This window comes from Lelliottia jeotgali, from assembly GCF_977070485.1.
This window is the reverse complement of the sequence record NZ_CDRVFO010000008.1, coordinates 64,981-80,464: the sequence shown is the minus strand read 5'-3', so window position 1 is coordinate 80,464 and position 15,484 is coordinate 64,981. Positions and strand designations below refer to the sequence as shown.

The following is a 15,484-nucleotide window of genomic DNA, read 5'->3' as shown; positions in this document are numbered from 1 at the left end:
TTGGAATCTGTGCGTATTGGACCCAACCCAAGGCTATCGCCACAAGGCAAAAAAACACATACTAGCCATGTCCTTTAATCATGGCTTGCCACGATGAAACGCCTTCCGCCCCTCCCAGCCCTGCACACCTTTCTGGTCACCGCGCAGCATTGCAACTTCACCCGTGCCGCACAGCAGCTGCATATCACCCAGGGCGCCGTCAGCCGGCAGATCGCCGGGCTCGAAGAACACCTGGGTTATGCCTTGTTCCAGCGTCAGGCCCGCGGCCTGAGCCTGACGCGTGAAGGGCAGGACTGGCTGCCGCGCGTGCAACAGGTGTTCGCCTTGATCGAACAGGGTGTGCGCGAGGTGGGCGGGCGCAGCGCGACCTTGCAGCTCAAGGCGCCGACCTGCGTGATGCGCTGGCTGTTGCCGCGCCTGATGGAATGGCAGGCACTGCGCCCGGATGTGCCGGTAGAGCTGACCACCACGGTGCAACATGGCGTGGATTTTCGGCGCGAAGGGTTCGATGCGGCGGTGGTCTATGGCAGCTTGCCCAATCATGGGCTGCGGGTGCGCAAGCTGTTCGATGAGCAACTCACGCCGGTCTGCGCGCCATCGTTACTGGCTGGGCCTTTGCCACTGAAGCAGGTCGAGGACCTGGCGCGCCATATGCTGCTGCACCCATCGCGGGATGAGCACGACTGGCGCCTGTGGCTGCAAGCGGCCGGTGCGTCACTCGACCTGCACGGGCCGAAGCAGCACTTCGAGACGCTGGACATGGCCATGGCCATGGCATCCCAGGGCACTGGGGTTGCCATTGGCGATTGGGCATTGATTGGCGATGACCTGCGCGGCGGGCGTTTGTGCATGCCCTTCGGGTTGAAGGTGACCACCGGCAAAGCCTATTACCTGGCCTGCCAGTCCAAAAGCTTGCCAGCAGGGCTGGCCGAGCTGATGGACTGGCTGGAGGGCCGTGCCGAGGCTCAGTAACCGACGGTAAACCGCTGCCGCGAATGCGCCGGTTTCTCCAGCTCATCAAGCATGGCAATGGCGTAGTCGGCAAAGGTAATCCAGCTCTTGCCATCGGCGCCGATCAGCAGGTGGTCCTTGCCCAAGGTGTAATGCCCTGTCCGCTCCCCTTCGACGAACTCAGCCGACGGCGACAGGAAGGTCCAGTCCAGGTTCTGTTCCTGGCGCAGCACCTCAAGAAAGCGTACACCGGCGCTGGCCTCGGCCTTGTAAGCCTCCGGAAAGTCCGGGCTGTCGATGACCCGATGCCCGGAAGGCAACAGCAGGCTGCCGGCGCCCCCGACTACCAACAGGCGTTTGACGCCCGCACGCTTGACCGGCTCGATGATCGCATGCGGCTCGATGGTCGAAAAATGCGCAGCGCTCAGCACCGCATCCACACCCGCCAGCGCCTTCTGCAGCGCCGCGCTGTCCTTGACGTCGAGCGCCTGCACGGTCACGCCCGCGCGCCCCTGCAGTGTCGAAGGGTCGCGGGCAATGGCGAGCACACTGTGCCCGCGGCGCAACGCCTCTTCCAGCAGTTGGCTGCCAGCGCGGCCAGTAGCACCGATGATTGCGATCTTGCTCATGAGGAACACTCCTTCAGTTGAATGGAATTACCACTTCATCTCGCCCTTGGCGACCTTGGCACCGAGCTCCAGCGAGCTCTCGTCGGCCAGGCCCGGGTAACGCTTCTTCATTGCGGCGATCAGCCCATCGGCGTCTTTGGCCTTGGCCGCTTCAACATCGAACGCCTGGATGTAGCTCGCCGTGAAATGCACGGCATCGAGCGAATGATCGCTCTGCCCCAAGTAGTGGCCGGGCACGACAGTACGCGGTGACAGCTGCTCGATATGCTTGAGCGTGCCAAGCCAATCCGCATGCGACTTGGCTGACTGGGTATCGGCCATCCACACATGGATGTTTTCGGAGACCACCACCCCACCCACCACCGCCTTGATCGACGGAATCCAGACAAAACTGCGTTCACGTTGCGGGCCATCCAGCCCCATGACTTCGAGCGGCTGCCCCTCCAGCATCAGGCGATTGCCATCGAGCACCTGTGGCACCACCAGCCGCGCCGGTTTGTCGGAGCCCATCTGCGGCCCCCAGTAAGCCAGCTTGGCATCCATGGTCTGGCGGATATGGGCAACGGTGGCGGCCGAAGCAACCACGCTGGCCTCAGGGAAGGCCTGGGTCAGGGTGTCGAGGCCGAAGTAGTAGTCCGGGTCGCCATGGCTGATGTAGATGGTCGTCAGGTGTTTGCCGCCAGCACGCAGGCGTTGCACCAGCTGTTCGGCCTGGGCCTTGCCGAACTGGGCGTCGACCAGGATGGCGTCCTTTTCGCCACTGACGATTACCGAGCTGACCGGGAAGATGGCCTCATGGCCTGGGTTGTAAATGTCCAGTTGCAACGGCTCGGCAGCCTGGGCCTGGCCAGCCAGGGCGACACATGCCAGCACCAGGCTGCGCAAGGGAGTGAATATCGACATGCTCTTTGACCGTCCTCGAGAAGAATGATCAACAGCTTAATTGCCCGATCCGTGACAAAAAATGCGATGCTCGAACATAGTTTGTTTCTGAAATCGGGCAAATCATGGACCGTCTGAACGCGATGCGCGTTTTTGTCACCGTCGTCGACCTGGGCAGCCAGTCGGCTGCGGCCGATCAACTGCAGCTGTCCCGCCCTGTGGTCTCGCGCTACCTCGCCGAGCTGGAGGACTGGGTTGGCGCACGCTTGATGCAGCGCACCACGCGCAAATTGAGCCTGACCGCCGCTGGCCTGGAGACCCTGCCCCGCTGCCGGCATCTGCTGGAACTGGCCGGCGACCTGCAGGCCGCCGTGCAGCAACCGGCGGATGCGCCCCGTGGCGCCCTGCGCATCAGCGTCAGTACCTCATTCGGCCAGGCACAACTGGTGGATGCGGTAGCCGCGTATGTGCGCCGCTACCCTGGGGTGAAAGTCGAGCTGCAGATGCTTGATCGCACGGTCAACCTGGTGGACGAGCGCATCGACCTGGCCATCCGCACCAGCAACGACCTGGACCCTAACCTCATCGCCCGGCGCCTCACTGTATGCCGCTCAGTCGTCTGCGCGGCACCCGCCTACTTGCATGAGCATGGCACCCCGCAACGGGTCGAGGAGCTGAGCCAGCACAATTGCCTGACTCATGCCTACTTCGGCCACAGCGTCTGGCATTTCGAAGTGGGCGGCCAGCCGATCACTGTGCCGGTCGAAGGTAATATCAGTGCCAACGAGGCCATGACCCTGCAGAAGGCGGCACTGGCCGGTGCAGGGGTCGCCATGCTGCCGACTTACCAGGCTGCCGCGGCCATGCGTACAGGCGAGCTGGTGCGCCTGCTGCCTTATGCACGCCCGCAGGAGCTGAACCTGAATGCGGTGTACACATCACGCAAGCATATGCCGGCGACCTTGCGCACCATGCTGGATTTTCTGGCGCAGCGGTTCAGGGACGAACCGGAGTGGGATAAAGATTTGTTGTGAACTGCCGCGCAACCGGGCTGTTGCGTCAAGCGTCCACCGGTGATTGACCTATGCTTGAGGTATCACCTGTTTTTGCAACAGGAGGTGAGCACCATGGGCATCAAATCAAGAAGAGTCGCCCTTGTCATGGCATTGACTGCAGTCGCCGGGCTGTACGGCTCAGCCTGCTGGCGCGCAGAACTGCTACGCAACCAGCCAAGCTCGGCGGCCAGTTGCGAGCAGGCGCACTGCGTGCCGCATACGGCAACCTTGAGCGCCGTCCGTTAGGTTGAACGGCGCCAGGCCGGTCACTCATCAACGCTCATGTATTCCTTGGCCCAGCGGATGTAGTCCTCAGGCTGGGTGTAGGTGTGAGAGAGTTCGGTGGCCGTGAGGTTCTCCGACTTGTTCTGCTGGCCGCGCTGCAGGCGCAGGCAGTCATAAGTGGCCTTGATCGCGGCAAAGTAGGCGGCATGTCCATCGACCACGATCCGCACGCCAAGGCGCGCCAGGCGCTCATCGTCGTGCAGGTTGGGGTTGGCGTAGGTCACCAGCATCAGGGGCACGCTCAGGTGCCCGGCAATCTGCTCGAGTTGCTCGAAGTCTTTGACGCCCACCATGCAGATCGCGTCGGCACCGGCCTTCTGGTAGCTCTGGGTGCGCACGATGATTTCTTCGGTGCTGAGTACGCCAGCGTTGGTGCGGGCGATGATCGACAGCGACGAGTCGACCCGGGCCTCCAGCGCCGCACGGATCTTGCCAACCCCCTCCTCGACCGGGATCAGGTCGGTGGACTTGCGCCCGAACTGGGCCGGCAACAGCGTGTCTTCGATGGTCAGCGCAGCCACACCGGCGCGTTCCAGTTCGATGACCGTGCGCATGACATTCAGCGCATTGCCATAACCGTGGTCGGCATCGGCGAGCACCGGCAGCTGGGCCACACGGCCGATGCGGGTAGCCTGCTCGACGAACTCACTGAGTGTGATAAGGGCGAAGTCTGGTGCAGCCAGCACCTGCAGCGAAGCGACCGACCCGCCGAGAATGCCGACTTCGAAGCCCAGGTCAGCGGCAATACGCGCCGACATTGGGTCGAACACGGAGGCCGTGTGATAGCAGGAACCTGAAGCGAGCAGCTCGCGGAAGGCAAAACGCAAATCTTGATGGGAAGCCTTGGGCATGATCACTCCGCTTATACGTGAAATTGAACGGTTGCTACCGACCCCTGAATCGGGTCTACCTGACCTGTTCCAACCGTCGCCATCTGGGCGGTCATGCTCGACATGCAGGCAGAGGAATAAAAGGTGTGGGATACAGCGGCACTGGAATCCTGCGACATCATGCTGCACCAAGCTGGTGCAACCCGCGGATTCAAGGCTCTGCGGCACATGCACGATATCACGCGGCCATGCAGCACTGGATGAATGCGCCAATGCCGATCTTGCATGGGCGATGCAGATAGTACATAGGTAGCTACCTAAGTCGGGTTACACTCGCAGCATTGATGCCGACCCGTCCGCGGGCCAGCAAAGTCACCGCCGTCGCAAACAAGGTGCCCCCGTGACCGCCGCCCTCCCCCAGACCGCCCTGCGCAACGTACTCACCGCGTTGATGCTGGCCATTTTCCTTGGTGCCCTTGACCAGACCATCGTCGCGGTCTCACTGCCCGCCATCTCCGCCCAGTTCAATGACGTCGGGCTGCTGGCCTGGGTAATTTCGGGCTACATGGTGGCGATGACCGTGGCGGTCCCTATCTATGGCAAGCTGGGGGACCTGTATGGCCGCCGGCGCATGATACTTACCGGCATCAGCCTGTTCACACTGGCCTCCATCGCCTGCGCACTGGCCCAGGACATGCAGCAGCTGGTGCTGGCGCGGGTGCTGCAGGGCATCGGTGCGGGCGGAATGGTCTCGGTGAGCCAGGCGATCATCGGCGACTTCGTGCCGCCGCGCGAGCGTGGGCGCTATCAGGGCTATTTCAGCAGCATGTACGCCGCAGCCAGTGTTGCCGGGCCGGTACTGGGTGGGTGGCTGACCGAATACCTGTCGTGGCGCTGGGTGTTCTGGATCAACCTGCCCTTGGGCCTGGTCGCCCTGTGGGCCATCCATCGCGCCTTGGAGGGTATGCCCGTGCAACGCCGTCAGGCCCAGGTGGACTATCTGGGGGCGGTGTTGCTGATCCTTGGCCTGGGCAGCCTGCTGTTGGGCATTACCCTGGTCGGCCAAGGCCATGCCTGGACTGCGCCTGCCGTAGTGGCCCTGTTCGCCTGTGCCGGGCTTGGCACAGCCTTGTTCATCGGGCATGAACGTCGTTGCCAGGAGCCGTTGCTGCCACTCGGACTGTTCGGTAACCGGGTTGCCGTGCTGTGCTGGGCGGTGATTTTCTTCGCCAGTTTCCAATCGATCTCTCTGACCATGCTGATGCCCCTGCGCTACCAGGGCATCACCGGGGCCGGGGCCGACAGCGCCGCGCTGCACCTGCTGCCCTTGGCCATCGGCCTGCCCATCGGTGCATTCACCGGCGGGCGCATGACCAGCTTCACTGGCCGCTATAAGCCGCAGATCCTCGCCGGTGCGTTGCTGATGCCGGTGGCGATCTTCGCCATGGCCATCACCCCACCGCAGTCGGGCGTACTCAGTGCGCTTTTCATGTTGTTCACAGGCATCGCCTGCGGGCTGCAGTTCCCGACATCGCTGGTAGGCACCCAGAGCGCAGTCGATAGCAAGGACATCGGCGTGGCCACCAGCACGACCAACCTGTTCCGCTCACTTGGCGGCGCCATGGGCGTGGCATGCATGTCCAGCGTACTGCTGGCACTGCTGCATCAGGGCGGGTTCGAATTGCTGGGTAATCCGTTGCTGGGGAGCCTGCAGGCGGGCGAAGCTAATCCTGCTACCCAGGCACGATTGCTGGAGACCTTCAGGCACCTGTTGCTGGGCAGCGCCACGGTGGCGCTGCTGGGGCTGGTGGCGGCAGTGGCATTGCCAGACCGGCAGTTGCGCGGGCGCTAGCGGAGCACCTTAGGTTTTAATCATCCCTTAATGCTCAGGGAAAACACTCCCTCACAATCCTTAACAAAGTGTCATTTGCGCAAAGCAGGGCTCAAGCGCAGCATATCCAGCCCGGTGTCCACCCATTTTTCGGCATCGCGCAGCAAATCGAAGCTGTCTGGCAGTAGCAACCAGCGCCCGATCAGGCCATCGACATAGGCAAACAGGGCCACGGCTGCCCGCTCTACATCAAGCCCGGCCGGCAACTGTTCACGGCGCACGGCATTGGCCAACGCCAGGGTAATGCCCTCGTGGCAATCCAGCACCGCGCTTTGGCGCTGCTGGCGAATTTCACACATGTCATCGGTGAACTCGCACTTGTGATGCAAGATCTCATTGATACGCCGGGTCCGGGCGTCGAGCACAAGCTCATTGAACACTTGCAGCAGCAGCTTGCGCATGCAGCCAAGCGGGTCCAGTTCGTCCTCGCTTTCACTGGCACGCGCCAAGTGGTCATGGGTCTCGTGCAGACTGTCGAGCAGCGCCTGCACCAACTCCGCCTTATTGTTGAAATGCCAGTAGATAGCACCGCGGGTCACGCCCGCCAGTTCGGCGATGTCAGCCAGGGTGGTTCGAGCAACCCCACGCTTGTAGAAAGCCTTTTCCGCCGCCTCGATGATCTGGGTTCGGGTTTCCTGGGCTTCTTCTTTGGTTCGACGGACCATGGCAGTACAACCTCATCTGGGCCCACAGGCACATTGCCTGTGGGGAATCCGCCGGGGTCACCTCTGAAGGGTGCCTCCGGATGGGCTAATCAAGGGGCCGGATAGTAGCCAAGTACTACCCAACGGTATTTACAAACAACCATGAATGTAAGTATATTCGTTAGTAAGCTATTTATCCACCTGATAGCATTTTTTCTGACAAGACTCTTCCATTACTCTTGAGCGTCTCCCTGCTCTAGCGACCCGAGGATCCTCATGCAATTCAAGCCAGCCGTTACCGCTCTGGTTTCCGCCGTCGCCCTGGCAACTCTGCTAAGTGGCTGTAAGAAAGAAGAAGCCGCGCCCGCAGCACAGGCTCCTCTGGTCGGCGTCGTGACAATCCAGCCCCAAGCCTTCACCCTGACGTCCGAGCTGCCGGGGCGCACCAGCGCCTATCGCGTGGCCGAAGTGCGCCCACAGGTCAATGGCATCATTCTCAAGCGCCTATTCAAAGAGGGCAGCGACGTCAAGGCCGGTCAGCAGCTGTACCAGATCGACCCTGCCGTATACGAGGCCACCCTGGCCAACGCCCAGGCCAACCTTCAGGCTACCCGCTCGCTGGCCGAGCGCTACAAGCAACTGATCGACGAACAGGCGGTGTCCAAGCAGGAATACGACGACGCCAATGCCAAACGATTGCAGGCCGAGGCCGCGCTCAAGAGTGCGCAGATCGATCTGCGCTATACCAAGGTACTGGCACCGATCAGTGGTCGTATCGGTCGCTCTTCGTTCACTGAAGGTGCACTGGTGAGCAATGGCCAGACCAATGCCATGGCCACCATCCAGCAACTCGACCCGATCTACGTCGATGTCACCCAGTCCACCGCCGAGTTGCTCAAACTGCGCCGTGACCTGGAAAGTGGCCAGCTGCAGAAGTCCGGCGACAACGCCGCGTCCGTCCAGCTGGTGCTGGAAGACGGCAGCCTGTTCAAGCAGGAAGGTCGCCTGGAGTTCTCCGAAGTGGCGGTCGACGAGACCACAGGTTCGGTGACCCTGCGCGCCATCTTCCCCAATCCTGACCACACCCTGCTGCCCGGCATGTTCGTGCACGCGCGGCTCAAGGCCGGGGTCAACAGCAATGCCATCCTGGCCCCGCAGCAAGGCGTGACCCGTGACCTCAAGGGTGCCCCCACCGCGCTGGTAGTCAACCAGGAGAACAAGGTCGAACTGCGCCAGCTCAAGGCCAGCCGCACCCTGGGTAGCGACTGGCTGATCGAGGAAGGCCTGAACCCGGGCGACCGCCTGATCACCGAGGGCCTGCAGTACGTGCGCCCGGGTGTCGAGGTCAAGGTCAGCGATGCCACCAACGTCAAGAAACCGGGCAGCCCTGATCAGGCCAGCGCGGCCAAAGCAGACGCCAAAGCGGAGTAAACCATGTCGAAGTTCTTTATCGATCGCCCGATCTTCGCCTGGGTGATCGCCTTGGTGATCATGCTGGTCGGCGCTCTGTCGATCCTGAAGCTGCCGATCAACCAGTACCCAAGCATCGCGCCGCCGGCCATCGCCATCTCCGTGACTTACCCGGGCGCCTCGGCGCAAACCGTGCAGGACACCGTGGTGCAGGTGATCGAGCAGCAGCTCAACGGTATCGACAACCTGCGTTATGTGTCCTCGGAGAGCAACTCCGACGGCAGCATGACCATCACCGCCACCTTCGAGCAGGGCACCAACCCTGATACCGCACAGGTCCAGGTACAGAACAAGCTGAACCTGGCCACCCCACTGCTGCCGCAGGAAGTGCAGCAGCAAGGTATCCGCGTCACCAAGGCAGTGAAGAACTTCCTGATGGTGATCGGCCTGGTGTCCGAAGACGGCAGCATGACCAAGGATGACCTGGCCAACTACATCGTTTCCAACATGCAGGACTCGATTTCGCGCACGGCAGGTGTCGGTGACTTCCAGGTGTTCGGTGCACAGTACGCCATGCGTATCTGGCTCGATCCGGCCAAGCTGAACAAGTTCCAGCTGACCCCGGTCGACGTCAGAACCGCGGTCGCCGCGCAGAACGTGCAGGTCTCGTCCGGCCAGCTCGGTGGCCTGCCTGCCATGCCGGGCACCCAGCTGAACGCCACCATCATCGGCAAGACCCGCCTGCAGACCGCCGAGCAGTTCGAAAATATCCTGCTCAAGGTCAACAGCGACGGTTCGCAGGTTCGCCTGCGCGATGTTGCCCAGGTCGGCCTGGGCGGCGAAAACTACGCCATCAGCGCCCAGTTCAACGGCAAGCCGGCCTCGGGCCTTGCGGTCAAGCTGGCGACCGGCGCCAACGCCCTGGATACCGCCACGGCCCTGCGCAAGACCATCAGCGACCTGGAGCCGTTCTTCCCGCCAGGGGTCAAGGCGGTGTTCCCGTATGACACCACGCCGGTGGTCACCGAATCGATCAGCGGGGTTATCCACACCCTGATCGAAGCCGTGGTCCTGGTATTCCTGGTGATGTACCTGTTCCTGCAGAACTTCCGCGCCACCATCATTACCACCATGACCGTACCGGTGGTATTGCTGGGTACCTTCGGCATCCTTGCCGCAGCGGGCTTCAGCATCAACACCCTGACCATGTTCGCCATGGTCCTGGCCATCGGCTTGCTGGTGGACGACGCCATCGTCGTGGTGGAGAACGTCGAACGGGTCATGTCCGAGGAAGGCTTGCCGCCCAAAGAGGCGACCAAGCGGTCGATGGAGCAGATCCAGGGCGCGCTGGTGGGTATCGCCCTGGTACTGTCGGCAGTGCTGCTGCCGATGGCCTTCTTCGGCGGCTCCACGGGTGTGATCTACCGTCAATTCTCCATCACCATCGTCTCGGCCATGGGCCTGTCGGTGCTGGTGGCGCTGATCTTCACCCCGGCGCTTTGCGCCACCATGCTCAAGCCACTTAAAAAGGGCGAGCACCATGTGGCCAAAAGTGGCTTCTTCGGCTGGTTCAACCGCAACTTCGACCGCAGCGTAAACGGCTACGAGCGCAGCGTTGGTACCATCCTGCGCAACAAGGTGCCGTTCCTGCTGGGCTACGCCTTGATTGTCGTGGGCATGATCTGGCTGTTCACCCGCATCCCTACCGCGTTCCTGCCTGAGGAAGACCAGGGCGTACTGTTCGCCCAGGTTCAGACCCCGGCCGGTTCCAGTGCCGAGCGCACCCAGGTGGTGATTGACCAGATGCGTGAGTACCTGCTCGAGGACGAAGCCGATACCGTATCGTCGGTGTTCACCGTCAACGGCTTCAACTTCGCCGGTCGCGGGCAAAGTTCGGGCATGGCGTTCATCATGCTCAAGCCGTGGGACGAACGCTCCAAGGAGAACAGCGTGTTCGGCCTGGCCGAGCGTGCCCAGCAGCACTTCTTCAGCTTCCGTGATGCGATGGTGTTCGCCTTTGCTCCACCTGCGGTACTGGAGTTGGGTAACGCCACCGGCTTCGACGTATTCCTCCAGGACCGTGGCGGTGTCGGCCATGCGAAACTCATGGAAGCGCGCAACCAGTTCCTGGCCAAGGCTGCCCAGAGCAAGGTGCTCAGCGCCGTGCGTCCGAACGGCCTGAACGATGAGCCGCAGTACCAGCTGACCATTGATGACGAACGTGCCAGCGCCCTGGGCGTGACCATCTCCGACATCAACAACACCCTGTCGATTGCCTTGGGTGCCAGCTACGTCAACGACTTCATCGACCGCGGCCGGGTCAAGAAGGTGTACATCCAGGGTGAACCAAACGCCCGGATGAGCCCGGAAGACCTGCAGAAGTGGTACGTGCGCAACGGTGCAGGCGAGATGGTACCGTTCTCCTCCTTCGCCACCGGTGAATGGACCTACGGTTCGCCCAAGCTGTCGCGCTACAACGGTGTCGAGGCGATGGAAATCCTCGGTGCACCGGCCCCAGGCTACAGTACCGGTGAAGCCATGGCCGAGGTGGAGCGTATCGCTGGCGAACTGCCGGACGGCATCGGCTACTCCTGGACTGGCATGTCCTACGAGGAAAAGCTTTCCGGCTCGCAAATGCCGGCACTGTTCGCCCTCTCGGTCCTGTTCGTGTTCCTGTGCCTGGCAGCACTGTATGAAAGCTGGTCGATCCCGATCGCCGTGGTGCTGGTAGTACCACTGGGCATCATCGGTGCATTGATCGCCACCAGCCTGCGTGGCCTGTCCAATGACGTGTACTTCCTGGTCGGTCTGTTGACCACCATCGGCCTGGCGGCGAAGAACGCGATCCTGATCGTGGAATTCGCCAAGGAACTGCACGAACAAGGCAAAAGCCTGTATGACGCAGCGATCGAGGCATGCCGCATGCGTCTGCGCCCGATCATCATGACCTCGCTGGCATTCATCCTCGGCGTGGTACCGTTGACCATTTCCAGCGGCGCTGGCGCGGGCAGCCAGCATGCCATCGGTACTGGGGTAATCGGCGGCATGATCAGTGCGACCGTGCTGGCCATCTTCTGGGTACCGTTGTTCTTCGTCGCAGTGTCGTCGCTGTTCGGCAGCAAAAAGCCGGAAAAGGACGCCACCCCTGAAACTCCACGCTATGAGGCTGGGCAATGACCAAGTCTTTGTTGTCCCTTGCAGTAACCGCTTTCATTCTCGGCGGCTGCTCGCTGATCCCTGACTACCAGACGCCGGAAGCACCGGTGGCTGCGCAGTGGCCGCAAGGCCCTGCGTACTCGCCGACCGAGTCGGCCGACGTGGCCGCCGCCGAACAGGGCTGGCGCCAGTTCTTCCACGACCCGGCACTGCAGCAGTTGATCCAGACTTCGCTGGTGAACAACCGCGACCTGCGCGTGGCGGCACTGAATCTTGACGCTTACCGCGCGCAGTACCGCATCCAGCGCGCCGACCTGTTCCCGGCGGTTTCGGCCACTGGCAGCGGCAGCCGCCAGCGCGTCCCGGCTGACATGTCGACCACCGGCGAAGCCAACATCACCAGCCAGTACTCGGCCACGCTAGGCGTCAGCGCCTATGAGCTGGACCTGTTCGGCCGCGTACGCAGCCTGACCGAGCAGGCCTTGGAAACCTACCTGTCCAGTGAGCAGGCGCGTCGCTCCACGCAGATCGCCCTGGTGGCCAGCGTGGCCAACGCCTACTACACCTGGCAGGCCGACCAGGCACTGTTCAAGCTGACCGAAGAGACGCTCAAGACCTACGAGGAAAGCTACAACCTGACCCGCCGCAGCAACGAAGTCGGTGTGGCTTCGGCGCTCGACCTCAGCCAGGCGCGCACCGCAGTGGAAGGGGCACGGGTCAAGTATTCGCAGTATCAGCGCCTTGTTGCCCAAGACCTCAACAGCCTGGCCGTGCTGGTGGGTACCGGCATCCCGGCCAACCTGCCCAAGCCGCTGGAGCTTGATGCCGACCAGCTGGCGGAAGTGCCGGCTGGCCTGCCGTCGGACATCCTCCAGCGCCGCCCTGACATCCAGGAGGCCGAACACCTGCTCAAGGCCGCCAACGCCAACATTGGCGCAGCGCGAGCAGCGTTCTTCCCGAGCATCAGCCTGACCGCCAACGCCGGCACCCTGAGCCCGGACATGGACGGGCTGTTCAAGGGGGGGTCGGGGACCTGGCTGTTCCAGCCGCAGATCAACCTGCCGATCTTCAACGCCGGCAGTCTGAAGGCGAGCCTGGACTACTCGAAGATTCAGAAAGACATCAACGTCGCCAAGTACGAAAAAACCATCCAGACCGCCTTCCAGGAAGTCTCCGATGGCCTGGCGGCACGCAAGACCTTCGAAGAGCAGTTGCAGGCGCAACGTGACCTGGTGCAGGCGAACCAGGATTACTACCGCCTGGCCGAACGCCGTTACCGCATCGGTATCGACAGCAACCTGACCTTCCTCGATGCCCAGCGCAACTTGTTCAGTGCACAGCAGTCACTGATCACCGATCGCCTGTCGCAGCTGACCAGCGAGGTCAACCTGTACAAAGCGCTCGGCGGTGGCTGGTACGAGCAGACCGGGCAGGCCAATCAGCAGGCATCGGCGGCAACACCGAAGAGCTGACTGTTCAGGTAAAAACAAAAAACCCACCCCTTGCGGTGGTTTTTTTGTTGCGCACGACACTGCCTGACAAACAATTAACCAACTGGAACATTCCGTTCGATTATCGCCCGCTTCCGCTTGCGACGAATTGCCTCACTGCCGCCCTCCCCGCACCATCCTCTCCAGCAACACGTTGCCAATTTGATCAAAAAACCCGCCCTGCAGGCCGCACTTTGCAGCGCACCGGTTCGCCAATAAAAACAAGAGATCCACGACAGATGAGCATTTCGCACCCCGCACGCCAGCTGCTGCCCGGCCTGTTGGCCATGTCCTGCGCCCTCCCCGCATTGGCCGCCGAAGGCGGTTTCATGGAGGACGCCAAGGCCACCCTCAACCTGCGCAACTTCTACATCAACCGCAACTTCGTCGACCCGGCTCACTCCCAGGCCAAGGGAGAGGAATGGACGCAAAGCTTCATCCTCGATGCCCGCTCCGGCTTCACCCAGGGCGTCGTAGGTTTCGGCGTGGATGTACTGGGCATGTATTCGGTCAAGCTCGACGGCGGAAAAGGCACCACCAATACCCACCTGCTACCGGTCCACGATGACGGCCGGCCCGCCGACGACTTCGGCCGCCTGGGCGTCGCACTAAAAGCCAAGCTGTCGGAAACCGAACTGAAAGTCGGCGAATGGATGCCCGTGCTGCCGATCCTGCGCTCGGATGACGGCCGCTCGCTGCCGCAGACCTTCCGCGGTGGCCAGCTCACCTCGAAAGAAATCGAGGGCCTGACCCTGTACGCCGGTCAGTTCCGCGCCAACAGCCCGCGCAACGACGCCAGCATGGAAGACATGTCGCTCAATGGCCGAGCGGCGTTCACCTCCGATCGTTTCAACTTCGGTGGTGGCGAATATACCTTCAACGACAAGCGCACGATGATCGGCCTGTGGGATGCCCAGCTCAAGGACATCTACCGTCAGCAATACATCAACCTGGTGCATAGCCAGCCCCTGGGCGAATGGACCCTGGGCGCCAACCTCGGCTATTTCATCGGCAAGGAAGACGGCGCCGAACGCGCAGGCCAGCTAGACAACCGCACGGCCTCGGCGATGCTCTCTGCACGCTACAAGGGCAACACCTTCTACGTCGGCCTGCAGAAAGTCAGCGGCGACGATGCCTGGTTGCGGGTCAACGGCACCAGCGGTGGCACCCTGGCCAACGACAGCTACAACTCCAGCTTCGACAATGCCAAGGAACGTTCCTGGCAGGTGCGCCATGACTTCAACTTCGTCACCGTCGGTATCCCCGGCCTGACCCTGATGAACCGCTACATCAAGGGTGACAATGTCACCTCTGGCAGCATCGACGACGGCAAGGAATGGGCGCGAGAAACCGAACTGGCCTACGTGGTGCAGTCGGGGTCATTCAAGGACCTTTCGGTGAAATGGCGCAACTCGACCATGCGCAGGGACTTCAGCACCAACGCGTTCGATGAGAACCGGTTGATCGTGAGTTACCCGCTGAACCTGTTGTGATCTCTTGGGCCATCAGCCATGCGGACTGGCACCATTCGCTAAGCTGATGATGGTGGTGCGCCAAAGGCTATCCTGAGCAGTATGAGTGGCCTGTGCCCGCCAACAGGGCGGCACAGGCTACCCCATGCAAACAGGCCACCCAGGGAGGAACAACAATGAAAAACCTCGTCGAACACCTGAGCCAATACGCCAGCTACCATCGCGACCCACGCAATATCGCTACCCACTTTGTCGGCATTCCGCTGATCGTGCTGGCCGTGACCATCCTGCTGTCGCGCCCGGGCTGGGACGTCGCCGGGGTCTGGCTGTCCCCTGCCCTGCTGGCAGCTGCGGCGTCGGTGTGGTTCTACCTGCGCCTGGACCTGCGTTTCGGGCTGGTGATGGGCTTGCTGCTGGGGCTGTGCCTATGGGTTGGGCAAGCACTGGCGCTGCAAAGCACCGCGCTGTGGCTCAGTGCTGGGGCAGGAGCATTTGTGGTGGGCTGGATCATCCAGTTCGTCGGGCATTATTACGAAGGCCGCAAGCCGGCGTTCGTCGACGATATCAGTGGGCTGATCATAGGGCCGCTGTTCGTGGTGGCGGAGGCGGCGTTCATGCTGGGAATGTGCCCGGCGCTCAAGCATGCAGTTGAGGCCAATGCCGGGCCGGTGGCGCTGCGCTCTGCGTAGGAGTGGCCTTGTGTCGCGAAAGGGCCGCAAAGCGGCCCCATCAATTTCAGCGACGCTGCAACCATCCTGGGGCCGCTTCGCAGCCCTTTCGCGACACAAG

At 62.1% G+C, this 15,484-nt stretch carries 13 protein-coding genes; 9 read left to right on the top strand and 4 right to left on the bottom strand.

The annotated features are described in order from the left end of the window. The first annotated feature begins 93 nt into the window (after positions 1 to 93). Entirely contained in the window at positions 94 to 972 is an 879-nt protein-coding gene (locus ACW4TB_RS13835; RefSeq protein WP_012312955.1) for a LysR substrate-binding domain-containing protein, read from the top strand. Here the strand turns inward: ACW4TB_RS13835 and ACW4TB_RS13830 are convergent. Both ACW4TB_RS13830 and ACW4TB_RS13825 read right to left on the bottom strand, forming a co-directional pair. Then, positions 966 to 1,580, bottom strand: coding sequence for an NAD(P)-dependent oxidoreductase (locus ACW4TB_RS13830; RefSeq protein ID WP_012312954.1), 615 nt, complete (start codon positions 1,578 to 1,580; stop codon positions 966 to 968). The genes ACW4TB_RS13835 and ACW4TB_RS13830 overlap by 7 nt on opposite strands. A 27-nt stretch (positions 1,581 to 1,607) precedes the next feature. Then, complete coding sequence (locus tag ACW4TB_RS13825; RefSeq protein WP_012312953.1) at positions 1,608 to 2,483, bottom strand: MBL fold metallo-hydrolase; 876 nt, start codon at positions 2,481 to 2,483, stop codon at positions 1,608 to 1,610. A 104-nt stretch (positions 2,484 to 2,587) separates the two neighbouring features. Between ACW4TB_RS13825 and ACW4TB_RS13820 the strand changes: the two genes are divergently transcribed. Both ACW4TB_RS13820 and ACW4TB_RS13815 read left to right on the top strand, forming a co-directional pair. Beyond that, positions 2,588 to 3,496: a LysR family transcriptional regulator gene (locus ACW4TB_RS13820; protein WP_012312952.1), complete on the top strand. Its 909-nt coding sequence runs from the start codon at positions 2,588 to 2,590 to the stop codon at positions 3,494 to 3,496. Between the two features lie 126 nt (positions 3,497 to 3,622). Beyond that, positions 3,623 to 3,763 carry a hypothetical protein gene (locus ACW4TB_RS13815; RefSeq protein ID WP_279929733.1) on the top strand — a complete coding sequence of 47 codons (141 nt, stop codon included), beginning with the start codon at positions 3,623 to 3,625 and terminating at the stop codon, positions 3,761 to 3,763. Positions 3,764 to 3,783: 20 nt separating this feature from the next. Here the strand turns inward: ACW4TB_RS13815 and ACW4TB_RS13810 are convergent, their stop codons facing one another. After that, entirely contained in the window at positions 3,784 to 4,653 is an 870-nt protein-coding gene (locus tag ACW4TB_RS13810; RefSeq protein WP_012312950.1) for an isocitrate lyase/PEP mutase family protein, read from the bottom strand. Between the two features lie 379 nt (positions 4,654 to 5,032). Between ACW4TB_RS13810 and ACW4TB_RS13805 the strand changes: the two genes are divergently transcribed. Further along, entirely contained in the window at positions 5,033 to 6,484 is a 1,452-nt protein-coding gene (locus tag ACW4TB_RS13805; RefSeq protein WP_012312949.1) for an MDR family MFS transporter, read from the top strand. 71 nt (positions 6,485 to 6,555) lie between these two features. On the opposite strand, the gene ttgR is transcribed toward ACW4TB_RS13805, so the two are convergent. Further along, complete coding sequence (gene ttgR, locus ACW4TB_RS13800) at positions 6,556 to 7,188, bottom strand: efflux transport transcriptional regulator TtgR (protein ID WP_012312948.1); 633 nt, start codon at positions 7,186 to 7,188, stop codon at positions 6,556 to 6,558. Positions 7,189 to 7,443: 255 nt separating this feature from the next. On the opposite strand from ttgR, the gene ttgA reads away from it, so the two are divergent. The 5 genes from ttgA (at position 7,444) to ACW4TB_RS13775 (ending at position 15,384) form a co-directional block, all read left to right on the top strand. Next, positions 7,444 to 8,598 carry a toluene efflux RND transporter periplasmic adaptor subunit TtgA gene (ttgA, locus tag ACW4TB_RS13795; RefSeq protein WP_012312947.1) on the top strand — a complete coding sequence of 385 codons (1,155 nt, stop codon included), beginning with the start codon at positions 7,444 to 7,446 and terminating at the stop codon, positions 8,596 to 8,598. Between the two features lie 3 nt (positions 8,599 to 8,601). Next, positions 8,602 to 11,754 (top strand): multidrug efflux RND transporter permease subunit TtgB, encoded by a 3,153-nt coding sequence (gene ttgB / locus ACW4TB_RS13790; protein ID WP_012312946.1) that lies wholly within the window; start codon positions 8,602 to 8,604, stop codon positions 11,752 to 11,754. Then, the gene (locus ACW4TB_RS13785) at positions 11,751 to 13,205 is read left to right on the top strand and encodes an AdeC/AdeK/OprM family multidrug efflux complex outer membrane factor (protein ID WP_012312945.1); all 1,455 of its coding nucleotides are present in this window, start codon (positions 11,751 to 11,753) and stop codon (positions 13,203 to 13,205) included. The genes ttgB and ACW4TB_RS13785 overlap by 4 nt, the downstream gene beginning before the upstream one ends. A 257-nt stretch (positions 13,206 to 13,462) precedes the next feature. Beyond that, the gene (locus tag ACW4TB_RS13780) at positions 13,463 to 14,716 is read left to right on the top strand and encodes an OprD family porin (RefSeq protein WP_012312944.1); all 1,254 of its coding nucleotides are present in this window, start codon (positions 13,463 to 13,465) and stop codon (positions 14,714 to 14,716) included. A gap of 155 nt (positions 14,717 to 14,871) precedes the next feature. Beyond that, entirely contained in the window at positions 14,872 to 15,384 is a 513-nt protein-coding gene (locus ACW4TB_RS13775; protein ID WP_012312943.1) for an Mpo1 family 2-hydroxy fatty acid dioxygenase, read from the top strand. The last annotated feature ends 100 nt before the right edge of the window (positions 15,385 to 15,484 follow it).